Source organism: Nitrospirota bacterium (assembly GCA_016207885.1).
Taxonomy (GTDB): Bacteria; Nitrospirota; Thermodesulfovibrionia; order UBA6902; family UBA6902; genus JACQZG01.
Genome location: JACQZE010000008.1, coordinates 38,350 through 61,210 on the forward strand (window position 1 = coordinate 38,350; position 22,861 = coordinate 61,210).

Here is a 22,861-nt window from a genome sequence, read left to right on the forward strand (position 1 = left end):
GGACATCCCTCCTTGGTTAAGGACCAACAGTAGGTGCCTCAAGCAGGGGCAGGGGTGGTTTGCCTCACCGGTATCACAAATGTAAATATACTCCCTTTGCCGAATTCGCTCTCCACCCATATCTTTCCGCCGTGAAGTTCGATCAGCCGCTTTGTCAGTGCAAGGCCGAGGCCTGTGCCTTCATGGTTTTTTGTATATGCTGATTCAAGCTGCATGAACTCAGTGAAAAGTTTCGGTATATCTTCAGACTTTATACCGATACCGGTGTCGGTAATGCTGATTTCAATTAACTCCCGACCCACCATCTCCACCCTTTTTGCCTGCACGCTTACGCTTCCCCCATCAGGCGTGAACTTGATGGCGTTGCTCAGAAGATTGAACATTATCTGCTTCAGTTTCCGATCATCAGTATCTATCTCAATGTCGGCATCAGATCCTATTTCAAGGCGCAGTCTTATCCCGTGCTTCATAGCCTTTTCCTTAAGCATTGTCATTGAAGCATTCAAAATATCTTTTAAAAGAGATCTGTTCAGTTCGAGATCAAGCTTACCCGCCTCAACCTTTGAGAGGTCAAGAATATCATTGATGAGAGAGAGGAGGTGCCTGCCGCTGGTGAGTATGTTATTGACATATTCTTTCTGGTTTTGATTAAGCTCTCCGTATAATCCGTCTTCAAGCACCTCTGAAAACCCTATGATCGAATTCATAGGCGTGCGCAATTCATGAGACATATTTGCAAGAAAATCAGACTTGGCTTTGTTTGCCGATTCAGCGGCTAATATCGCGACTTGCAACAACAGTTCTGCCTCACGCTCTGCTGTCACATCTCGAAATACCAGCACAACACCAAGAATTTCACTGCCTTTGCCACGGATCGGGGCGGCGCTGTCGGCTATGGGATGTTCAGTCCCGTCTTTTGAAATCAATATCGTATGGTTTGCCAGTCCCTTGATAAGTCCTGTTGAAAACACCTCCTCGACAGGAATCACTGCTGGCATCCGCGTCTTTTCATTCATAATGCGGAAGACTTCTTCGACTCTGCGCCCTCTGGCCTCTGCCTCCTTCCATCCTGTGAGATGCTCTGCAACCGGATTTAGCCGGACAATCTTCTGTTCAACATCCACAACGAGAACTCCATCCCCGATAGAATGAAGAGTAACAGAGAGGTTTTCCTCTGCGATTTTCACCGAAACCATCAGTGCTGAAGCCTTGTACGCAAAATATCCTCCAAGCAGAAGCATAAATCCGGTAACAGCAAAGAGCGCAAATTGTATCTTCTTTGCCGGAGCAAGGACAGCATTAATCTGCTGCTCCACGACAACGCCCCATCCCCACTCGGTAACAGGATGGTAAGCAGAGATGACCGGAAGTTTATGTACCGGGCCTATTATCGTTTCAATACCCTCCATGCCTTTTAGCACATTTCTGACAGGAGGAATATTCGAATAATCTATTATCCTGTCCATGACATAATCAGGGTGAAAGACAAGATTCCCCTTTTTGTCCACCACATAAATATGGCCTTTATGCATATTACCTTGGAAGTTTCTGGCAATATCCACGTCGCTGACAGCGTTTTCAATAAAATCCTCCCTTGGCTGTATCACGAGTATCCCGATAACATTTCCTTTATATCTCATAGGGACCGCAATGGCAAAAAGATATCTTTGCGGCTTTGCAATTCTCATGAAAAAATCGGACACATACGGCGACCAGTTTCTTGACACTCCTTTATAATAGTCTCGTTGCGAAAAGTCCTTGCCGATGGTCTCAGGTGTTAACGGATAATTATCAATCTGAATGCCCGCATGGTCTAATATGGTTACCCGCTCGATTGTATTTGAGTTTTCTATGAGAGTTACCAGATGTCTGTGTATCTCCTTTGTGTCCCTTTTGTCAAGTGCTTCTTGCAGAAGATATCTTGAAGAAAAGGATTTGCCGAATGATATCTCGCTTTTCAGTTTTTCTTCGAGCGTATGCGCTGCGTATTGCGCAATCCGCTGGTTTTCTTTCAGCAGCCTTTCTTCAAGGGCGGATGTTACACTGAAGTAAACATATGTGGAAAGAACGAGAAGCGGTATCGTTACAATCAATATTCCAGACAGTAAAATTCTCCAGCGTTTTTGTAGAATCCAATCTTTCATAAAAGATCTCTGATGATACTGTTACAGAACAGAATATTGATAGTTATCTTATAGCGTGTTTATTATTGGCTGTCAAGTATGAACTTTTCCATCCGATTACAATAATTCGGCAGATTGTATTCGCTGCATTAAACCTTGAACTGAATCTGTTCAAAGAAAAAATCACATATATTTTCCAGAAAAATAGTGCTTGCTTTTGTTCTTAATTAAGCTATAATGGAATCAGAAGATGAGATAGCGATACCCTGGAATGAATTGAGCTCATAGCCGGGAACGCGGCTGGTGACGGGGTAGGAGACGGTGGATTGAGTTTCTCTGAGATTCAGAGTAAATGAAAACACCTTACCTCTCACAAAAGCTTCAGGGGCTTCGGCCCCGCCAGGGAATCGCATGAATTTCTTATAGAGCCATCTGAAGGCAAAGGTAACTCGAAATAGCAGTGACGCATGGCGGAGGTAACTGCGAGTTGTCCAAGGAAGTGAGCCTGATGATGACTCTATTTTTTTGTTACTTCCTGAAATAAGGCATTCTTTTCACATGCATCTTTCCAATCGCATTCTTTGCAGCGTGATGAATACCAGTTTGGAAATATTCTCTTTACCTTATTCCTGATTTCATCCCACTTAACCTTATCTTCTTTTGAAAGACAGAGGAGCGCGAGTGCTTCAGTATCCATGTTTCTAACATCTTCATCAGAACTCTCGGTATACAGGCACCTGCTTTCTTTCAGATAGGGACAGAGTACGCATATATCATCAGCGCCGGAGGAGATGGTTATCTCTTCATCTTTCGCACGTTCGAGTATCTTTCGCAGGTTATTAATGAATGCTTCATCATAGCCTTCACCATCAAAGAAGTGCAGGCAGATGAGGTGATGTCCTCGCAGAAGCGGCATTGATGCCTCCTTTTATACTTCAGTATACCTTACGGCAGGATAATAAGAGGGGAGGGTTAATAGAATTAAATAAGCAGAAATCCTACTGTCATAGTTCAGCGCAATCAGTGAAGCTTTTTATTCATGGAAGATGAGCAGTTCATCTTCGATCGGGAGCATATCCTCATCTTCTAAGAGAAGTTCTTCCGGTATCAGCAGGTCTTTACTCTTGGCTTTCTTGCCTTTTTTTAAACTGCTTCTGGTCTTGATCTGAGTCAGTACATCTTCCACGCTCCGGCAAAATTGTTCAATCTCAGCATCTGAAAAGCTTTTATGTTTAGACCGTTTCAATGTTTTCATCATATCACCTCTTAAATGTCTCTTTCTTGCTTTAAATATATAACAAAATATTTGAAAAATATATGAAGATTTCCCACGGCATTATTTGCAGGTTATTTATTTCTATTATTAAAAAGGCATAAAAAAAGCAGGCTGCCTGTTACAGCAGCCTGCCCCCAGTTTCTAAAGATTAGTGTTATATCTTTTTGATGTTTGTTGCTTTTGGCCCTTTGTCGCCCTGTTCTACTTCAAAGCTGACTGAGTCGCCTTCCATGATGGTCTTGAAGCCTTCACCCTGGATCTCTGAGTAGTGAGCGAATACATCCGGTCCATTTTCCTGAGTGATAAAGCCGAAGCCTTTTGACTCATTAAACCACTTTACTGTTCCTGTTGGCATAGTATACCTCCTTATAAATTTTTGAAGCATAAAGGAGGTAGTTATGAATAAACCAACATGATATTACTTATGTGAGGCTTACAACAACCTTTACTTCCAGTATTCTTCTTTTATTGAGAATGGCATATGTATGCATGAATAGTCAAGTGGTATAATTTATGTATGACCATTCCACCCTTTCCTGAATTTAAAGATATTGATTTAACAATGAAGGATGATATCAATCGTTTGTTGTCCCGATATCCAATTGAGGCTTCTGAATATACCTTTACAAATCTCTTTGCTTTTAAAGGAACATATGACTTTAAAATATCCATTCTCAATAATTGCCTGATAATCCTTAGGAACAGGCATCCTGTCTCGTTATTCTGCCCTGTGGGTGATGCACCTGACCTGGAACGGCTTTTTGACTATATGAAGGGGCAGGGTGCAGAGCCCTGTCTCGAGAGGGTTCCAGAGAGTTTTGTAAAAAAATATCTGGAAGGCGATGAAAGATATTTTTGTCTTGAAGAGAGAGACCAGTTTGATTATCTCCATAACGTTCAGGATCTGATAGATTTGAAGGGCAGAAGGTTTCATGATAAAAAGAACAGAGTCAACAGGTTCAGGAGTGAATATAAATATGAATATCAGACTCTGACTGCTGAACTGGCGGATGAATGTATTGAGTTTGAAGATTACTGGTGTGAGGTCAGGGAATGCGAGAAATATTATGGGCTGGACAAGGAGAGGTGCGCTATTTTTGCCATGCTCAGGAATTTTGAATATCTGAACCTGAAGGGAGGGGTAATAAGGATAGAGAACAGGATAGCCGCATTGACCATTGCTGAACAGTTTCTGCACGATACATTGGTCATACATGTAGAGAAGGCAAATCCTGGCATCCAGGGGCTTTATCAGATTATAAACCAGGAGTTCCTTATGCACGAGGCGGGAGGTTTTAAGTTTGTAAACAGGGAACAGGATCTGGGCATCAGGGGATTAAGAGATGCCAAGATGTCATATCATCCAGTGAAGTTCATAAAGAAATTCAGGGTTATGGAGAAAATTCATTCTTAAGGCTTAATCTTTTTCCATCTCCCGTTCCTGAACCGCATAGTCATTGCGATGCCCTGAAATAAGATTGACACAGCCATGGCTATCCAAACTCCGATGGCGCCGTAACCCGCAACGATCGCAAGCATATAGGCAAGCGGCAGCCGTATCAACCAGTGTGTGCTTACAATAGCCAGCATTGCACCCTTTGTATCTCCTGCGCCTGTGAGGCTTCCTGCTAAAATTACGCCTATAGCCATAAAAGGCTCTGAGAGCATCGTTATCCTGAGATACCGGACTGTCTCCGCAAGAACATTTGCATCTTTTGCCAGCGGGGAGGATATCTCACCAGCCCATATGAAGATAGGCAGTGAGATAAAACTGACCAGCGCCATACCTGCAATAGATATGTTCCAGGCTATCTTTTCAGCTCTTTGTGGCTCGCCTGCGCCGAGGTTTTGCCCTGCAAGCACGGATGCCGCCATATTCAGCGCGAAGACAGGGAGATATATAATTGCTTCGATCCTCAGGCCGTTGGTAAGCGCAGCCATGGCCGTTATGCTGACATCCTGAAGACGGCTGAGGATGTTGTAAAGGATAACGGTTCCCGCGTTCCAGGATATCTGTATGAGCGCCGCAGGCCAGCTTATAATAATTATACGTTTGGCAAGCTCAGATGAAACATGCCATGTTCCTGCCTCTGAAAAGATATCTTTCCATCTGCTCTTTTTGAATAAGAAGAAACATATGGCCATGCCGGCAAACATAGAGATAGCGGTCGCCAGCGCGATGCCGATGTATCCTGTTCCGAGACCGAAGACCAGAAGAAAATTCAATGCGATATTGATAAGGCTGACGAAGAACATCGCTGTCAGCGTAAGCCTCACCTCTCCGCCGGCCCTGAATACGGCGTTCGAGATTATCACCATATAATTAGGCGCAAGGGCGAATATGTAGACAACAAAGAAGTCAACCGCAGCCTTACGGACATTCCCGGAAAAACCTGAGAGTGATATTATCTGATTCTTGAGGAGAAAACCCGGCAGTGTGAGTATGATGGCGCATATTCCGCCGAAGATAAGGGACTGCCTTGCTGTAGAAAGGGAGTCTTCGAACCTTCCGGCGCCTACCGCCCTTGAAAGTATCGCCACAGTGCCGATGCTGATGGCGTTCGCCACAACTATGACAAAAAAATAGAGCTGGCCGACAAAGCCTACAACCGCCTGTATCTCAGGGCCGAGAAAGCCGGCGACATAAATATCAGTAAGGCCTACGAGGAAATTGAAGAACATGACAAAGAGCATGGGCCATGACATGCGCCAGATATTATCCCATGTGCTTCCCTTTGTAAGGTCGCTTGTTTCGACCCTTTCAGTCACCGGGCCTCCGTGTTAATGTGCTTTCAACATTATATCGCTAATGATGCAAAAATCCGCGCGCAGAGACTGCCTTTTTATCTTTCTGATACTGCTCTGCGTGTTGCTGTCTTTGTCCGGAATTTCGGATTAAAGGATTTGCGGATATCAGCGCCGCGCTCCGGCTGAACCTTGTGCCATTTTTTTGTTGCGGCTTTCTCGACGGTTGTCGCGGGCCTGGATTGAGGCCTCTTTTTCTGGTCGCGCGGCGGACGGGCAAATTCTGTATTGCGCGGCGGTGCCGGCTTTTTATAATCAAAGTCTTTCAGGATGCGGCGCTCCACCTTTTCTCCAAGTACTGACTCGATACTGCGCACCATCGCCTCGTCTTCCCTTGTGATGAATGTGAATGCATCGCCGTTTTTAGCGGCGCGCCCGGTCCTGCCTATACGGTGAGTGTATGCATCGGCTGTATCCGGTATATCGTAATTGATCACATGTGATATGCTTGAGACATCTATGCCGCGGGCTGCTATATCAGTGGCAACAAGCACCTGGAATCTGCCTTTCCGGAATCCGTCAAGAGCCTCCTGGCGTTTGTTCTGCGAGAGGTTTCCCTGAAGAGATGCCGCCTTGTAGCCTGCCTTTTCAAGCTGCTCTCCAACGCGCTTCGCGCGGTGCTTTGTGCGGGTAAAGACCAGAACAGATTCAGTATCGGTATGGCTCAGCAGTTTAAAGAGCAGCGGTGTCTTGAGGTGATGTTCAACCGGGTAAAGCGCGTGAGCAACAGTGTTTAACGGCGCAGTGTGGTCGACCTGCACAGTTACAGGATCCTGCAGTACATCGTGTGCCAGCTTTCTGATATCATCAGGCATGGTGGCTGAAAAGAGCAGGGTCTGGCGGTCTGCCGGTATATGCTTGATGATCTTCTTTATATCAGGCAGAAAACCCATGTCAAACATGCGGTCTGCCTCGTCCAGTACAAGAACCTCTATGTTTGACAGGTTGATCGTGCGCTGGGTTATGTGGTCAAGCAGACGGCCCGGGCATGCGACTACAATATCAACTCCTGAACGGAACTTCTTTATTTGCGGGTTTATACTCACTCCTCCGTAAACAGAAGTGCTCCTGATCATTGTTCTTTTTCCAAGGCTTGTTATCGTCTCATGGATCTGCTCGGCAAGTTCACGCGTAGGAGCCACGATAAGCGCGCGTGTACGGCCCATAGGCCCTTTAATAAGCCTTTGGAGTATCGGCAGTACAAATGCCGCTGTCTTTCCTGTCCCTGTCTGTGCCAGGCCCATTACGTCGCGTCCTTTGAGCGCAGGCGGGATAGCCTGTACCTGTATCGGTGTTGGTGTTGCATAACCCGCCGCTGTGATCCCTGCAGCGACCTTATTATCAAAATCAAATTTCTTAAATTCCATACTCTCCTTATTTTCTGCTTTCAGACGAAAACAAAAGCCCCGTGTGTATTCCGGGACTTCCTGTTATCGTTTACTCAATGAATTTACCTCATCTTACTTTAAAAGCTCTTCAAGCTCTTTTACATTATAAGTAGTCTCATGCGCCTCTTTCATCCACCTGGCACAGCGGTTTGCATCGATAGGGATGCCGACAGGGGATATGCCGGCCCTGATGCACTCTCTCATGCCATGTACAAGTTCAGGCACGCAGGCGATTCCGAGCGCGCCGACGCTTTTATGTTTTGCCCTGACCTTCTTAAAGAGCGATTTGAGGTCTGTTGTAGCTGAGATGTAAGGGTGGATATCATACTTTCTCAGCAGATTGGCGCCGAGGTTTATTAAACATTCGTTTGTGCAGCTTTTGCATATTGCCGCAATCTCTCCTGAGACAGACCTGCATTCCGGCCTGAAGTCCTTAAGGCAGTGGGCGATGAGTGCGAATTTATATTCGCTCTTTTTAAAGGTTGTTATATATAGCCTGTTAATAAGCTCGATCTCTATCATGTAGAGGTGGTACTGCTCTTCCTTTGTGTTGATGACAGGATCGAACTTCTGACAAAGGGGTATATTTCTCAGATGCTCATTAACGCCGGTGGTATACACATATAGCGATTCTCTCAGGACTTTCTTTATAAATAATATAAGCTGTTTATCGGTATTCCTGCCGGCCAGTTTGCTCAGAATGGAACTGCTGCCCGCTTTCTGCACATGGTCAAGGAGCATATTCACATCAGGGCACATCAGAGTTAAAAGGTCAGTCAGTTTTCTGATCGTCTCGTAATACCGTTCTGTGCTGCTTCGCCCGCCGTATAGAGAGTATGTTTTGCCTTGCATCGTCATAACTGAATTATACATCAAGAAAAAAATATGATGAGCGATGCTGCGTTACAATTCAATGATGAAACACTCTCTATTGTGAAAATCGGGACGTTCGCCTGTATGAGCCAAAGCCCTGTATGTCATCATGCTGTCTCTGTGTTTAATGACCGCGCTCATGCCCGCATTCAGTTTCTGATCTGCGAGATTGATTTTATCCAGATCAAGCTCAAGTGAAAGAAGCAGGTCGCCAGGATGGATCGATACTTTAAAAGGCAGTGATGTAAAAGCAGGTTCCTCCTGCATGCCTTCACGATACGAACTGAAGCGATAGATATTCCAGTGCCCGGCAGGTGAGATATTGAATTCCCAGTAGTTATTGGAATTCATCGGACAGAGAAATAATTCAAAAGATGTTTCTTTCCAGATGGAGTTTCTGCGTTCCGGGATATTTGCCGGAGTAGGGATGTTGAGTTTCGAAATATCGCCTGTCAATGAATAGCTGATTGCAAGCTTATTATAAGACCGCTCAATGCTGCCTGTAATCTCAATTCCGCTTAAGTCTGATGAGAATGGCGTGAGGGAAAAGCTCTTCATCTGTCCAGCTTCTTCTCTATCTGGGTGCACAGGCCCATGAGTAAATTCAGTTCCAGTTCAGTAAGCCCGGCCCTGCCGATGAAGCGTTTCAGGCTGGTGATGATCTTCGCATTCAGATCCATGTTGCCCCTCGGTGCGTATTCAAGCAGTTCAAGTATTCCGGCTATCCTATCGTATAAAGGCGCTATCTCTCCGTGTGCTTCAAGCTCCTCAAGTAGAGAGGGCTTGTTATAATCTTTATAGTTCGCGCCGTTGGATGTAACAATGTTTTCTTCACTGTATTTTGAAAGCTCGTATGCGATTATCAGAACTGCCTGTGAAAGATTCAGAGAGGGTTGCATCTTACTGCTTGGAATCGTGATCATGAATCCGCATTCATCAACATCTTCCTTACTGAGCCCGTTCGTCTCTGTACCAAAGAGGATGGCAACTTTATTGTTTGCCGTTATGGCGCTTATCTTCTCTGCGCCCTCTGAAACAGGCAGGATCAATCCGCGGTGCATTCCTTTGCGCTGTGTTGTGCCGACAACAACTGATTTGTCGCTTACAGCCTCTTTAACAGAATCATAGAACTTTGCAGACTTCAGCACATCATGTGCATTGCAGGCAAACCATCTCTCTTCCTTAGGCATATGCGGCGGGGGATTAACAAGGCAGAGGTTCGTGAAACCCATATTCTTCATCGCCCTTGCGGATGCTCCGATATTGCCGGGCTCTTTAGGTTCAACAAGCACAAAATATACATTATTCTTCCATTCATCCATACCGTAGTTTATCAGGTCTCATCCCTTTCGCTCAATGCCTCTCTTTAACTTGCATAACCTTTATTGTATCTGGTACATTTACCGCATCTTATTTTATATATTATGCGAGGTGTTCCCATGTCTGAGTTTATGAATGTAACGGTTGTGAAGAAGGCGAATATTTATTTTGGCGGAAAGGTAACGAGCAGGACAGTACTTTTCAGCGACGGCTCAAAAAAGACCCTCGGCGTCATGCTGCCGGGTGAGTATGAGTTCAATACAGCGGATAAAGAGATAATGGAGATATATTCCGGTGACCTTGATGTGCTTCTTCCGGGAGAGAGCGGCTGGAAAAAGATAAGCGGAGGCGAGTCTTTTGAGGTTCCTGCCAACGCAAAGTTCTCGCTTAAGGTCAGGGCGATTGCTGATTACTGTTGTTCTTTTATACGGTGAGAATCCAATGACAGGAAGATACGACTGGCCGTATCTTCCTGTTATTGATAGTTATAAAGAGTAATAAAAATTATTGTCTTGTCAGGTGCCTGTATTTAAGCCGGTGCGGCTGGTCTGCCGCAGCGCCGAGGCGTTTCTTTCTGTCAGCTTCATATTCCGAATAGTTCCCCTCGAACCAGACCACATTGCTGTCGCCTTCGAAGGCGAGCATATGGGTGGCGATACGGTCGAGGAACCACCTGTCATGGCTGATGACAACGGCGCATCCTGCAAAATTCTCAAGCGCCTCTTCAAGCGCGCGCATCGTGTTTACATCAAGGTCGTTGGTTGGCTCGTCAAGCAGAAGGACATTGCATTCGTCTTTGAGCATGCGGGCAAGATGGACGCGGTTGCGTTCTCCGCCTGAGAGCATCGAAACTTTTTTCTGCTGGTCGCTGCCTGAAAAATTGAAGCGCGCCACATAAGCGCGTGAATTTACCTGCCTCTTGCCTAACTGAACTACATCATGGCCGTCTGAGATTATCTCCCAGATGCTCTTTTTCGGGTCAAGGTCGTCGCGGCTCTGGTCTACGTATGCGAGCTTCACCGTCTCTCCTGTTTTAAAAGTGCCTGAATCAGGTTTTTCCTGTCCGGTTATCATGCGGAAGAGGGTGGTTTTTCCGGCGCCGTTCGGCCCGATTATTCCCACTATACCACCGGGCGGCAGGGAGAAGGTCATTCCTTCCATGAGAATATTGTCGCCGTATGCCTTGCTCACATTATTTGCCTCAATGACCACATCGCCGAGACGCGGGCCGGGCGGGATATATATCTCAAGGTCTTTTGCGCTTTTTTCGCTATCCTGGGCAAGGAGCTGCTCATATGAGGTGATACGCGCCTTTGCCTTTGCATGCCGCCCTTTGGGAGACATGCGTATCCACTCAAGCTCGCGCTGGAGCGTCTTCTGGCGGTCGCTCTCGGTCTTCTCTTCCTGCTGAAGACGGTTCCCTTTCTGTTCCAGCCATGAAGAGTAATTACCCTTCCACGGTATTCCCTGTCCTCTGTCGAGTTCGAGTATCCAGCCTGCGACATTATCAAGAAAATACCGGTCATGGGTCACTGCTATGATGGTTCCGGCATAGCTCTGCAGATGGTGCTCAAGCCATGCGACGGTCTCTGCGTCAAGGTGGTTTGTGGGCTCGTCAAGGAGAAGTATGTCAGGCTTTTTAAGCAGGAGCCTGCACAGCGCCACGCGGCGCTTTTCTCCGCCGGAGAGGACTTTTACTGGCGTATCTCCGGAAGGGCAGCGCAGGGCATCCATCGCCATCTCAAGGCGTGAATCCAGATCCCAGGCATCAAGCGCATCGAGTCTCTCCTGCACCTTCCCCTGACGCTCGATAAGTTTGTTCATCTCATCGTCAGACATCGGCTCTGCGAACTTCTCATTTATGAGGTTGTATTCATTAAGCGCGTCTACAGTCTCCTGAACTCCTTCCTCAACTATCTGCCTGACCGTTTTGCTTTCATCGATATTCGGCTCCTGCTCGAGAAAGCCGATGGTGTGCCCCGGCGAGAGAACTGTCTCGCCGTTGAACTCCTTGTCTACCCCGGCAAGTATGCGGAGAAGGGAGCTTTTCCCTGACCCGTTAAGGCCGATGACGCCTATCTTTGCACCGTAGAAGTAGGAGAGATAGATATCTTTTAAGACAGCTTTTTTCTCATGAAACTTGCTTACCCCGATCATGGAGTAAATTACTTTATTAGGCTCGTTGCTCATCTTGTTTTATTTCCTTTCTTTAGGTTGCTGCATATAAAAATTTTGCGGTTTTGAAGTATAGCATAATGAAGTATAAACGTAAAAAAAGCAGGCTGCATTTTATTGCAGCCTGCTTTTGAGTTTGAAAGATCTACAAACTTATATCTTTTTGATGTTTGTTGCTTTCGGGCCTTTGTCGCCTTTTTCTACTTCAAAGGTTACCTGATCGCCTTCTGACAAGCTCTTGAATCCTTCGCCTACGATCTCTGAGTAGTGAGCAAAGACATCTGTTCCGTTTTCCTGGGTGATGAAACCGAAGCCTTTGGACTCGTTAAACCATTTTACAGTTCCTTTTGGCATGTAGCATACCTCCTTATAAATTTTTGAAGCTTAAGGTAGGTATGTCATCGTAAACCGTAAAGTCGTTGCTTTTCGAGGCTTAAAAATAACGATTACTTCCTTAATCTTCTTAAAAGAATTTACATAATTATCAAAAAATAGTCAAGAATAATCTTGTAATAATGATATTGCGTTTCAGGCAATCCTCTATTACAGTATCCCGACGATCTCTATGTCAAAATTAAGCGTTTTTCCGGCAAGCGGATGGTTAAAGTCCATCACTACGGTATCTTTTTTGACTTCCTTAACTGTTACGATCACTGTCTGTCCTTCCGGGCTTATGGCCTGAAGGGTCATTCCCGGCGCTGGAACTATAGTAGCAGGCAGCTCTGTAAGCGGCATCTCCTGAATTGCATCCGGATCTACTTCCCCGTATCCGTCAGCCGGGCTTAACTTGAATGATTTTTTTTCTCCGAGTTTCATGCCTTTAATCGCATCTTCAAATCCCGGAACTACCTGGTTGTCTCCGACCTTGAATTCAAAAGGTTCATTATCTATTGATCTGTCAATGACCTTGTCATCAACTGTCAGCGTGTAAAGAACCTTTACCGTATTGCCGTCTGCAACCTCGGCGGCCTTCTGTACCGTTTCCTCAGCAGAAACGGCAATACATCCAAAAATCGTTAAAAATACTGCCAGTATGGCTACTAATGGTGTTCTCTTCATGATATCTGAAAATCTCCTTGGATTTATATTGAAGTTAAGGGATACACCTTCCGATAATCTTCAGTAATTAGAGTGACATAAACAGGTGTAATTATCAAGACAGGTGTTTTATGCCTAAGCAATTAACAAGGTGCGTATGATACTATAATGAGCATTTCGCAGTTATCAATATCTTTATCTATTTCACTTGAACTGAGGGGTTAATATCATGCATGAAATGATTATGTGGCTGGTCGATACTATCGGCGTCATGGGCTATCCCGGCATCTTTTTGCTCATGGCTATGGAGAGCTCTATCATTCCAGTTCCGAGTGAGCTTGTGATGCCGCCTGCAGGATACCTTGCCCAACAGGGAGAGATGAATATCTGGATCGCTATCTTCTGGGGTACGGCAGGGAGCCTTGTGGGCGCTTACGCGAACTATTTCGCATCCCACTATTTAGGCAGGCCGCTTCTGCTGAAGTACGGCAAGTACGTCTGGATCACTGAAGAAAAATTTGCCAAGGTTGAAAAGTATTTCCATGAACACGGAGAGATATCAACTTTCATAGGAAGATTGCTGCCAGTGGTGAGACACCTGATTTCGCTTCCTGCCGGACTTGCAGGGATGAACCACTTCAAGTTCACTCTTTACACTCTCATGGGCGCGGGCATCTGGGTGACTATTCTGACCTTCATCGGCTATTTCTTAGGCGCAAATCAGGATCTGATCATGCAATATTCCCATCAGGCTTTGGCAGGTGTAGTAATCGTCAGCGCTGTTATCATCTACTTTTACATCAGGTCGCATAAAAAGAAGAGCGCCGGTGCAGTTAGGGATTAAGAAGAAGAAGGCTTACTGATCAAACTTTATCGCCTTGCGCACATCATTCATCGTCTTGTCAGAGACCTTCTTTGCTTTCTCAGTGCCTGCTGAAATAACCTCTTTAATATATTCCGGCTTCCCGATCAGTTCCTTTCTCTTCTCCCATATCGGTTCAAGCACCTTAAAGAGGTTTTTGATCAGAACCTTTTTGCAGTCGATGCAGCCGATGCCTGCGGTCCTGCATCCTTCGGCAACTTCGTCCTGTTCCTCTTTGGTTGAGAATATCTTGTGGAGCTGAAACACAGGTGAAAGTTCAGGGTCGCCAGCGTCCGTGCGCCTTTGCCTCTGCGGGTCTGTCATCATCGTCCGTATCTTTTTATCAACGTCTTCAGGAGTGTCTGACAGATAGACGCAGTTATCGTATGACTTGCTCATCTTCCTGCCGTCAACACCGGGGACTTTCGGGAACTTTGTCAGCAGTCCTTCAGGCTCGGGAAAGACATCACCGTAAAAGGTATTAAACCTCCTGCATATCTCTCTCGTCATTTCAAGGTGCGGCATCTGGTCTATGCCTACCGGAACGTAATCTGCCTTGTACATGAGTATGTCAGCAGCCTGCAGAAGCGGATATCCGAGGAATCCATAGGTGTTCAGGTCTTTATCTTTAATCTCAAACTGCTTCTCTTTATATGACGGCACGCGCTCAAGCCATCCAAGAGGCGTTATCATTGAAAGGATTAGATGGAGCTCCGCGTGTTCAGGAAGGCTTGACTGCAGGAATATGGTTGACTTTTCAGGGTCAAGCCCTGCGGCAAGCATGTTTATAAGGACGTCATTTACATTCTCTCTTATTGACGAAGTGTCTGCGTACTGGCTTGTAAGCGCGTGCCAGTCCGCAACAAAGTAGAAGCAGTCGTACTCATCCTGAAGCCTTACCCAGTTCTGAAGCGCTCCTACAAGATTTCCGATATGCAGTTTACCACTCGGCTGCACCCCGCTCAATACACGTTTTTTTACAGACATAGGCTCACCTTTCTAAAGAAGTATAGATAAAAAAAAGTTAACAATAGGTTCGACAAAGAACCTTGTCATCCCTGTTGAAATAAGCAGAATGAGTATTAAAAAACCAAAGGGCTCGATCCTGCTGTATGCCATCGCCTGTTTGTGCGGCAGAAGCCCTACAAGCACCCTGCCTCCGTCAAGAGGCGGCACAGGTATCATATTAAAGACAGCAAGGACGACATTAAATATTACACTCGCCTGAAGCATCATGCTCATAGGTTTGAAGAATGCTGTGCCTGCCCCGCCAAGCAGGGCGTACAGGGGAAATACTATAAACTTGATGGCTATCATGCTTAAAACTGCAAGGAGGATGTTTGATACAGGCCCGGCAGCGGCTGAGAGGGCCATGTCACGCTTGGGGTCTTTGAAATTATTCGGGTTGATAGGCACCGGCTTTGCGTATCCGAACATGAACTGTCCGTGCGTCAGCACCAGCAGCATGATAGGCATCAGCACTGTCCCTACAGGGTCTATGTGAGCGAGCGGGTTCAGCGTCAGCCTTCCTGTGAACTTTGCGGTCGGGTCACCGAGCTTGTCTGCCACAAAGCCGTGAGATGCCTCATGGAATGTGATGGCAAAAAGGATAGGCAGAGCTGATACAGTTATCTGTTTGAGTATTGACGGATCCAAGATATATAACCTTTCTAAAAGAGTTTAGAATAATAACATTCTGACCGCCTAAAGTGAAACGGCTTTAATGTTTACTGCGCGCTATTCTCCTGATTCTGGAATTTTTCTTGCGGCAACTTGTATAATTTAAGGCTTTCAAATAATGAGATGAGCAGGTTAAAGAGGAGATACCATGAATGTCACAGTTAACAACAAAAAACTTAACAATTGGATAAAGGAAGTGTCGGATCTGTGTAAGCCCGACGATATATATATATGCAACGGTTCCAGGGAAGAGTACGACCTTATGATAAATAAACTTCTCAAGAGCGGCATTGCCATACCTCTTAAGAAGCGTCCTCACAGTTTTCTCTTCAGGTCTGACCCGAGCGATGTGGCGCGTGTTGAGGACAACACATATATCAGCACAACCCTGCAGGAGGAAGCCGGCCCCACGAACAACTGGATGCCTCCGGCTGAATTGAAAAAGATCATGCTCGGCCTTTACAACGGTTGCATGAAGGGACGCACAATGTATGTCATACCTTTTTCCATGGGGCCGATCGGTTCTCCGATATCGCACATCGGAATTGAGATCTCAGACAGCCCATACGTTGTCATCAATATGCATATCATGACTCGCGTAAGCTCCAGAGTGCTTGACCTGTTAGGCACAGACGGCGACTTCATACCATGCCTTCATTCGATTGGCGCGCCGCTTGCGGAAGGGCAGGAAGACAGCAAGTGGCCGTGCGCTCCGATAGAGAAGAAGTACATCAGCCATTTCCCTGAAGAGAACCTTATCTGGTCTTACGGCTCAGGCTACGGCGGAAACGCACTGCTTGGGAAGAAGTGCCTCGCGCTCCGCATAGCATCTGCCATGGCAAGGCGTGAAGGCTGGATGGCAGAGCATATGCTCATACTCCGCCTGACGAACCCGAATGGCAAGCAGTACCATATCGCGGCAGCTTTCCCTTCTGCCTGCGGCAAGACCAACCTTGCAATGATGCAGCCTTCGGTTCCCGGCTGGAAATGTGAATGTATCGGCGATGATATCGCATGGATGAAGGTCGGGCTGGATGGACGTCTTCATGCTATAAATCCTGAGAATGGCTTCTTCGGTGTTGCGCCCGGAACATCATACAGCACAAACCCTATGGCTATGGATTCGATAAAGGAGAATGTTATCTTCACCAACTGCGCGCTCACAGATGACGGTGATGTATGGTGGGAGGGCATGGACGGCGATGAGCCTGCGCACGCGATAGACTGGAAGGGGAAAGACTGGACACCTGACAGCCCGACAGATGCAGCTCATGCGAATGCGCGCTTCACCGCTCCCGCGTCTAACTGCCCTGTGATATGTAAGGACTGGGAAAAGCCTGAGGGCGTTCCCATTGATATCTTTATATTCGGCGGCCGCCGCAGCACTGTTGTGCCGTTGGTATACGAGGCATTCAACTGGGATCACGGCGTATTTCTCGGTTCCACCGCAGCCTCTGAGACGACCGCTGCCAATATCGGCGCGCTTGGAAATCTCAGGCGCGACCCTTTTGCAATGACGCCGTTCTGCGGATACAACATGGGCGACTATTTCAAACACTGGCTTGATATGGGCGACAAGCTCGGTGATAAAGCGCCGAGGGTCTTTTATGTTAACTGGTTCAGAAAGAGCGATGAAGGTAAATTCCTATGGCCCGGCTTCAGCGACAACAGCCGCGTGCTCAAATGGATGTGCGACCGTGTTGACGGAAATGCAGGAGCGCAGAAGGCCTCAATCGGCCTGCTGCCGAATGAAGGCGACCTTGACACTAAAGGACTTGATATATCTCCTGATAAGATCAGAGAGATAATGAGCGTTGATACAGATGCGTGGAAGGCCGAGATCCCTGATATTGAAAGTCACTTCGCTAAATTCGGCAATCGCCTGCCTGAGAGGCTGAAGAAGCAGCTTGAGGAATTCAAGAATCGGCTGGGGTGATTTTACTTTACCGGATACAGTTTTAAAGCAGTCGCGCCTTTGATATTTTCAAAATCCTTATCAAGGGTTAAGAGATATGACTTGTTAGTGTTTGCGATAACAGCTATAAAGCAATCGGCAAGTCCTATTGTCTTACCCTTTTTGTGCAGGGTGTAGGAAAGCGTTCCTGCCTTTTCCCATAGAGTTACATCTTCATGGAAAAAATCAAATACGTGCAGGAAGTCTTTTAACACTGCCAGTTCCTTATCTGATTTTGCGCCCTGTATCAACTCGGCAAGAATTATGCCGATACAGCATATCCTGTTACCATCTATCAGGTCTCTGATTATTCTGTGATAAGGCTCCTTATTCTTGAAAAACTCGATCCATGCGGAAGTGTCAACCAATACTTTATCCAAGTCTCTTATCCTTATGCCTGAGTTCAGAAGCTGACTTTGAAAATTCCATCTTGCCGGCCATTGCCTTGATCTTCTCTTTCTTTTTCATCCTGATCTCGTCTTTTATGGCCTCTATGACTGCGCCGGTTTTGCTTTTAGCCTTGAGCTCTGACATAAGCTCGTCCAGCAGATCATTAGGCAGTGTTATGGTCATTCTTGACATGATAAACCTCCATAAATATTAAGCATGATAAATTTTAACATTTTCATGCTGTCTGTGCAAACAATAAATCGGATTGATTCTTACTAAACCCTGCGTTGTCTGATTGCTTCATAAAGTATAACAGCGGTTGCGGCTGAAAGGTTAAGCAAACTTTTTCACACCGGCTTTCTTTGCGGCCTTTTGTAAATTTTCGTCAAGCGTCGCCAATGGTATGCCCCGGCGCAATGCCAACTCAAGGTAGGATGCATCATAAGCAGACAACTTGTATCGCCTTGCTAATTGCAGGGTATCAGACAGCGCGTGTGAGAACGTGGCCGCATCCACCTCAATATCAACGCCTTCCAGCATCTCAAGAAATGTGCCGCTACGCGCTTCTGTCACCAGGCCTTTTGCTTCCGCCCTGGCAATGACGTTTGCCACCTCAAGCCCCCATGTTGCTGGTACAATGGCGTTGTCTTGTTTCATCGCATCAAGCACCTTGCCAGCATAGGCAAGTTCTTGAGGTTTGCCATCACCAAAAAACCAGCGCATGGTAACAGAGTTATCCAGGACAAAACTCATGCGCGCCCCTCCTCGATGAGCGCCTTGATATTCACGCCACGCACCGGATCGGCTAACATGAATGCCTTAAGCTTTTCCGCTGCCGCAACTTTGTCCTTCACCCTCGCGCCTATGCTGGGCACCAGATCCGCAATAGCTTCTCCACGATTGGTGATGGTAAAGCTCTTGCCGGATTTGACCTGCCGCAGTAATTCAGGGAGCTTGGTTTTCGCTTCATACGAACCAATTTCAATCTTCATGATCTTCTCCTGCAATGTGGATTTACTCTATAGACCAGTATATAGACCAGCCTGATAAAAAAGCAAGTGGGGATTGCCTAAATGTCAATAGTCAAGTCTGACCCTGTTCTTCTGCTGTTCGTCCTATTTTTATTCTTAATTTTTATTCTGCTTAGATGAAAAATATAAAGCTATTGTGGGGATCACTACAAAAATAAGCGGTGGAATAGTCCAGAACCATATATCAACTTCACTACGATAAACAGGGCTTGCCCCTATGATATTCTCAAATATAATATCTGGAATTGCTGAGAGAAAAATAAATAAATACGCTCCTAAGTTATAGCCAATATATGTACCTATCAAGTAAACCTCTACCACAAAAGATGAAGATATAATTCCCCATGCTTTCCAGCTACTAAGTCCTTTCCTCATCAATATGACGGTCAATATTATTCCCCATACAGGAAAGGCAAGCTCTATAAAGCTGAACATTACAGATATTATTATTAATATTTTATCCATGCTTACTTTCCCGTGCGTTGCCTGATCGCTTCGTAAAGTATCACAGCAGTTGCGGCTGAAAGATTTAGTGAATCTGTCTCGCCTTTCATCGGGATCATGACCTTCATATCCGCCGCGTTCAGCAGTGCGTTATGCAGGCCTTCATGCTCGCTTCCCATCACGATGGCGCAGGCTTTGTTCAGGTCAGCGTCAAAGTAGATCGTTTCTGCATCGGGCGTGGCTGCTATCATGCTTATCTTCTTATCTTTAAGCCATTGGATTGTTTCTTCAGTTGTTGATTCGACTACCGCTACGGTAAAGAGGGCGCCCGTGCTTGCCCTGACGACATTCGGGTTATAGATATCAGTGCTCTTTCCGCATACGATAACGCCGTCAACTCCTGCTGCATCAGCAGAGCGCAGTATCGCTCCGAGGTTGCCGGGTTTTTCCGCACCTTCGACAACGATTAAGAGGGGAGGATTACTTAACGAAATATCACCAAATTTCTTTTTATCTTGACGTGCAACTGCAAGAATGCCGGATGAACCTTCTCTGTAGACCATCTTTTGAAATACCTTTGCGGTAACAGGTATAAGCTCAGCGCCTTTGTTTAAAGCAGCCTCAACTATTCTGCCTGCCTCATCATCTCTAAAGTGCTCTTCACAATAAAATAGTCTGTAGAGCGCAGTGCCGCCTTTGATAGCGAGTTGTAACTCTCTTGCGCCTTCGATGAGAAATAGCCCGGTCTCTTCACGGTGCTTTCTTTCATTCAGCTTAACAGCATCCATGACCTTCGGGTTCTTCAGGCTCGTTATGATCTCCATTACTTTGATGACCACCTTGCATAGCATCCGCAGGGCAGAAGCCTTCCTGATCCTGACTCAGTGATAATCATCTCCGCGCCTGATGATATCCCTCCAGCTTTTTTCATCATATCATCCACAAGGTTTTGCAATACTATCGGAGTGAATCCGGAAGAGTGGCAGCTCAGCAAAACAAATAGAGGGTTGTCGCTTAATATCTCCCTACAGTCGCGCAGCAGTTTCGGCAGGTCATCCTCTATCTTCCAGACCTCTCCTTTATTCCCGCGTCCGAATGATGGAGGGTCAAGTATGATAGCGTCATATCTCTTGCCCCTGCGGATCTCTTTGCTGATGAACTTTGTCACATCATCAACTATCCAGCGTATTGAACGATCGCCTAAACCTGAAAGAGCCGCATTCTCTCTTCCCCAATCCACAATACCTTTGGCAGCGTCTAAATGACAGACATTCGCGCCTGCTGACGCGGCAGCCAGCGTGCTTCCGCCTGTGTATGCAAAAAGGTTCAATACATTGATTTCTCTATCTGCTCTTTTTATATTTTCTGTAATCCATTTCCAGCTATCTTTCTGCTCAGGGAAAATTCCGAGATGTCCGAAGCCTGTGGGCTTTATGATGAATCTGTAGCCTTCATATTCTATCTCCCACTTTTCAGGCAGGCGGCGGTTGAACTTCCACTTGCCTCCTCCTGACGAACTCCTGATATAGACGGCATCTGCCTCATTCCATTTATTTTCAGGCAGTGAAGGCAGCCAGACAGATTGTGGAGAGGGACGGACCAGCAGGTGTTGGCCAACGCGCTCCAGCTTGTTGCCGCTGCCCGAATCAAGGAGCTGATAGTCAGAATGTTCTGATAGTTTTTTCATTTTATAATTATAACAATTTAATTTATTTACTATGTTAATATTTCTTGCAGTATAAATTCTTAAGGTAAAGGACACAGTTATGCCGGATAAGATACATAAAAAGACGCTTGTCAATGTGCTGGGAGTCGTGTATGTCCACTATAAATCAAGTGACAACGGCGACATCTACTTGACCAGGTTTGCGAGAGAGCATGAGGAGCATCTGGATATACGGAACTGGTATGAAAAGGGGTGGTTCAATAAATACAAAACAAGACTCAAAGGCACAGGTTCTGTATTCAAGCTCCCTACAAAAAAAGTGAACGGCAAGAGCATTGACCTTGTTGTCAAGAATTGCCGTGTAGGCGAGGATGTGCCTTTTAATACTCATACACTGCAGGAATTCTGCGACGCTGAATTCAACAGCCCGTGGGAGGAGTTCTCTCTTGTCATGGAGATGCGTGAAGGCAGATTCGGCCCGCAAGATTTGAAGATAAAGACCCAGCATCCGCTTGCGATATATGTGCCGCCGGAAAAGATGCAGATATGGCAGAGCGGGAGGTCCAAGGCAAAGATAAACCGGATAAGGGCGAAACACCCCGGCATTGACCTCGACATATTAAAACAGTACAAACTTATTTATGGATGGATAGAGGGCTACAATATCCCTGAAATCTTTGAGCATATAGATGTCAGCCATGATGAGCTTATTCATCATATTAAAGCGCTTGATGCGGCGGTTACCGCGGACCTTAATAAGAAGGGATATCTGGTAGCTGACATGAAGCCCGAGCATATCATAATCAGCGTAAATGATACTGAACTGATCAAGGACATGGGAAAGGCAAAGGATCAGATTGAGCGGCTTTATGATCTTGTCAGCATCAAGAACTATTCAGTGGTTGACTATGAACTTCTTTTACCTACTCCTGAACATGAGGCTGAAGTAAAACAATTCAGAAGGCATTCCTATCTTGATGACCAGAGGGACCGTTTTACCCCGACGCCTCTGCCTGTGCATCTGTCGAAGATGGAGGTAATGGGAGTGCCTTATATTTACGGCCATGCGGAGAGCACCGGAGGGCATCTCTGGGTTGTCGGCAGCAATGCCCGTCTCTTCGACTATTTTCTGCCGGAAAGGTGGAGGAAGACCCCGTCCATAAGATTGTCCGATACACAGGAAGTTTATTATACGCTTACAAAGGACAATATACATCTTGTATGGGAGACCTCAAGGGTCGGCGAGATGCCGAGAGAAGATGAGGAAGGATACAACCCCAAGATACGCGAGTTCGGCATAAACAGCCCGTTTGAAGAGTTTGCCATTGCCCATGAATTGAATAAGCTCGGCATACCCTGTGTCTATGTGAGGGCTATCTATATGACAGGCAGCTCAAAGATAGAGTCATCATCAGACACGAGGCGCTATGAATCTCACAAGAATATTTTCGACCCTGAAGGCAATCCTGTTTTGCAGGAAGACCGTAATTACATCACCATCCGCGGTTATTATAACGGCCCTGACGATTGGGTGGCAGAGCAGACAGGCCCGTTATTTGAGCCTATAGATCTGAGAAAAGCTTCTGTAAAGGGCATTCTTAATGAAGCGCAATGCAGGGTGCTTCTGGAACAGGTCAAAGACGATCTCTGGAACGTGAACTATGACGGGTCATTATTAAAACTTGATGACCTGCTGCTCGCCATCAATGATAAGGGAGAGGTTGTTAAAGGAGCATCAGGCAGCACGTTAGTCCTCATCTGCAATTTCGAACATATATGGAAGCGCAAGTGAGGCCTGAGTTCAATCACAAAGTGCGCTTTTAGTTACGGTATTGA

The 22,861-nt window shown here is 46.1% G+C and carries 26 protein-coding genes; 5 read left to right on the plus strand and 21 right to left on the minus strand.

Annotated features, from left to right (window positions below; translation table 11 throughout):
• Positions 1-38: 38 nt before the first annotated feature.
• The 4 genes from HY807_06460 to HY807_06475 form a co-directional block, all read right to left on the minus strand.
• Entirely contained in the window at positions 39-2,144 is a 2,106-nt protein-coding gene (locus HY807_06460) for a PAS domain S-box protein (protein MBI4826048.1), read from the minus strand.
• 496 nt (positions 2,145-2,640) lie between these two features.
• On the minus strand, positions 2,641-3,039 hold the full coding sequence (locus tag HY807_06465; protein MBI4826049.1) for a DUF1284 domain-containing protein: 399 nt from the start codon (positions 3,037-3,039) through the stop codon (positions 2,641-2,643).
• Between the two features lie 117 nt (positions 3,040-3,156).
• On the minus strand, positions 3,157-3,381 hold the full coding sequence (locus tag HY807_06470) for a hypothetical protein (protein ID MBI4826050.1): 225 nt from the start codon (positions 3,379-3,381) through the stop codon (positions 3,157-3,159).
• Between the two features lie 172 nt (positions 3,382-3,553).
• Positions 3,554-3,754 carry a cold-shock protein gene (locus HY807_06475; protein MBI4826051.1) on the minus strand — a complete coding sequence of 67 codons (201 nt, stop codon included), beginning with the start codon at positions 3,752-3,754 and terminating at the stop codon, positions 3,554-3,556.
• A 162-nt stretch (positions 3,755-3,916) separates the two neighbouring features.
• Here HY807_06475 and HY807_06480 point away from each other — a divergent pair, with 162 nt between their 5' ends.
• On the plus strand, positions 3,917-4,813 hold the full coding sequence (locus HY807_06480; protein MBI4826052.1) for a DUF2156 domain-containing protein: 897 nt from the start codon (positions 3,917-3,919) through the stop codon (positions 4,811-4,813).
• On the opposite strand, the gene HY807_06485 is transcribed toward HY807_06480, so the two are convergent.
• The 5 genes from HY807_06485 to HY807_06505 all read right to left on the minus strand — a co-directional run bounded on the left by HY807_06485 (position 4,810) and on the right by HY807_06505 (position 9,787).
• Positions 4,810-6,168 carry an MATE family efflux transporter gene (locus HY807_06485; protein MBI4826053.1) on the minus strand — a complete coding sequence of 453 codons (1,359 nt, stop codon included), beginning with the start codon at positions 6,166-6,168 and terminating at the stop codon, positions 4,810-4,812. The genes HY807_06480 and HY807_06485 overlap by 4 nt on opposite strands.
• Before the next feature lie 74 nt (positions 6,169-6,242).
• Positions 6,243-7,571: a DEAD/DEAH box helicase gene (locus HY807_06490; GenBank protein MBI4826054.1), complete on the minus strand. Its 1,329-nt coding sequence runs from the start codon at positions 7,569-7,571 to the stop codon at positions 6,243-6,245.
• Between the two features lie 93 nt (positions 7,572-7,664).
• The gene (locus HY807_06495) at positions 7,665-8,450 is read right to left on the minus strand and encodes a DUF116 domain-containing protein (GenBank protein ID MBI4826055.1); all 786 of its coding nucleotides are present in this window, start codon (positions 8,448-8,450) and stop codon (positions 7,665-7,667) included.
• Positions 8,451-8,495: 45 nt separating this feature from the next.
• Positions 8,496-9,023, minus strand: coding sequence for a DOMON-like domain-containing protein (locus HY807_06500; GenBank protein ID MBI4826056.1), 528 nt, complete (start codon positions 9,021-9,023; stop codon positions 8,496-8,498).
• On the minus strand, positions 9,020-9,787 hold the full coding sequence (locus HY807_06505; GenBank protein MBI4826057.1) for an RNA methyltransferase: 768 nt from the start codon (positions 9,785-9,787) through the stop codon (positions 9,020-9,022). The genes HY807_06500 and HY807_06505 overlap by 4 nt, the downstream gene beginning before the upstream one ends.
• Before the next feature lie 117 nt (positions 9,788-9,904).
• Between HY807_06505 and HY807_06510 the strand changes: the two genes are divergently transcribed.
• Positions 9,905-10,219, plus strand: coding sequence for a pyrimidine/purine nucleoside phosphorylase (locus HY807_06510; protein ID MBI4826058.1), 315 nt, complete (start codon positions 9,905-9,907; stop codon positions 10,217-10,219).
• 70 nt (positions 10,220-10,289) lie between these two features.
• Here the strand turns inward: HY807_06510 and ettA are convergent, their stop codons facing one another.
• The 3 genes from ettA to HY807_06525 all read right to left on the minus strand — a co-directional run bounded on the left by ettA (position 10,290) and on the right by HY807_06525 (position 13,019).
• Positions 10,290-11,975, minus strand: coding sequence for an energy-dependent translational throttle protein EttA (gene ettA / locus HY807_06515; protein ID MBI4826059.1), 1,686 nt, complete (start codon positions 11,973-11,975; stop codon positions 10,290-10,292).
• Positions 11,976-12,113: 138 nt separating this feature from the next.
• Entirely contained in the window at positions 12,114-12,314 is a 201-nt protein-coding gene (locus tag HY807_06520; GenBank protein ID MBI4826060.1) for a cold-shock protein, read from the minus strand.
• A gap of 189 nt (positions 12,315-12,503) precedes the next feature.
• Positions 12,504-13,019 carry a peptidylprolyl isomerase gene (locus HY807_06525; protein MBI4826061.1) on the minus strand — a complete coding sequence of 172 codons (516 nt, stop codon included), beginning with the start codon at positions 13,017-13,019 and terminating at the stop codon, positions 12,504-12,506.
• A 208-nt stretch (positions 13,020-13,227) separates the two neighbouring features.
• Here HY807_06525 and HY807_06530 point away from each other — a divergent pair, with 208 nt between their 5' ends.
• On the plus strand, positions 13,228-13,842 hold the full coding sequence (locus HY807_06530) for a DedA family protein (protein ID MBI4826062.1): 615 nt from the start codon (positions 13,228-13,230) through the stop codon (positions 13,840-13,842).
• 12 nt (positions 13,843-13,854) lie between these two features.
• Here HY807_06530 and trpS read toward each other — a convergent pair whose 3' ends face one another.
• Both trpS and HY807_06540 read right to left on the minus strand, forming a co-directional pair.
• The gene (gene trpS / locus HY807_06535; GenBank protein ID MBI4826063.1) at positions 13,855-14,847 is read right to left on the minus strand and encodes a tryptophan--tRNA ligase; all 993 of its coding nucleotides are present in this window, start codon (positions 14,845-14,847) and stop codon (positions 13,855-13,857) included.
• Positions 14,848-14,859: 12 nt separating this feature from the next.
• Positions 14,860-15,516 (minus strand): site-2 protease family protein, encoded by a 657-nt coding sequence (locus HY807_06540; protein ID MBI4826064.1) that lies wholly within the window; start codon positions 15,514-15,516, stop codon positions 14,860-14,862.
• 172 nt (positions 15,517-15,688) lie between these two features.
• On the opposite strand from HY807_06540, the gene HY807_06545 reads away from it, so the two are divergent.
• Positions 15,689-17,476 carry a phosphoenolpyruvate carboxykinase (GTP) gene (locus HY807_06545; protein MBI4826065.1) on the plus strand — a complete coding sequence of 596 codons (1,788 nt, stop codon included), beginning with the start codon at positions 15,689-15,691 and terminating at the stop codon, positions 17,474-17,476.
• Positions 17,477-17,478: 2 nt separating this feature from the next.
• Here HY807_06545 and HY807_06550 read toward each other — a convergent pair whose 3' ends face one another.
• From HY807_06550 to HY807_06580, 7 genes are all read right to left on the minus strand, one after another.
• On the minus strand, positions 17,479-17,874 hold the full coding sequence (locus HY807_06550; protein MBI4826066.1) for a PIN domain-containing protein: 396 nt from the start codon (positions 17,872-17,874) through the stop codon (positions 17,479-17,481).
• The gene (locus HY807_06555) at positions 17,867-18,076 is read right to left on the minus strand and encodes a DUF2191 domain-containing protein (protein ID MBI4826067.1); all 210 of its coding nucleotides are present in this window, start codon (positions 18,074-18,076) and stop codon (positions 17,867-17,869) included. The genes HY807_06550 and HY807_06555 overlap by 8 nt, the downstream gene beginning before the upstream one ends.
• Positions 18,077-18,217: 141 nt before the next feature.
• The gene (locus HY807_06560; GenBank protein MBI4826068.1) at positions 18,218-18,637 is read right to left on the minus strand and encodes a type II toxin-antitoxin system VapC family toxin; all 420 of its coding nucleotides are present in this window, start codon (positions 18,635-18,637) and stop codon (positions 18,218-18,220) included.
• On the minus strand, positions 18,634-18,876 hold the full coding sequence (locus HY807_06565) for a type II toxin-antitoxin system prevent-host-death family antitoxin (GenBank protein ID MBI4826069.1): 243 nt from the start codon (positions 18,874-18,876) through the stop codon (positions 18,634-18,636). Before HY807_06565 ends, HY807_06560 begins: the two co-directional genes overlap by 4 nt.
• 135 nt (positions 18,877-19,011) lie before the next feature.
• Positions 19,012-19,380: a hypothetical protein gene (locus HY807_06570; protein MBI4826070.1), complete on the minus strand. Its 369-nt coding sequence runs from the start codon at positions 19,378-19,380 to the stop codon at positions 19,012-19,014.
• Between the two features lie 2 nt (positions 19,381-19,382).
• Entirely contained in the window at positions 19,383-20,198 is an 816-nt protein-coding gene (locus HY807_06575; protein ID MBI4826071.1) for an RNA methyltransferase, read from the minus strand.
• Positions 20,183-21,046, minus strand: a complete 864-nt coding sequence (locus tag HY807_06580; protein MBI4826072.1) for a class I SAM-dependent methyltransferase — start codon at positions 21,044-21,046, stop codon at positions 20,183-20,185. Before HY807_06580 ends, HY807_06575 begins: the two co-directional genes overlap by 16 nt.
• Before the next feature lie 79 nt (positions 21,047-21,125).
• On the opposite strand from HY807_06580, the gene HY807_06585 reads away from it, so the two are divergent.
• Positions 21,126-22,817 carry a hypothetical protein gene (locus tag HY807_06585; protein MBI4826073.1) on the plus strand — a complete coding sequence of 564 codons (1,692 nt, stop codon included), beginning with the start codon at positions 21,126-21,128 and terminating at the stop codon, positions 22,815-22,817.
• Positions 22,818-22,861: the final 44 nt, after the last annotated feature.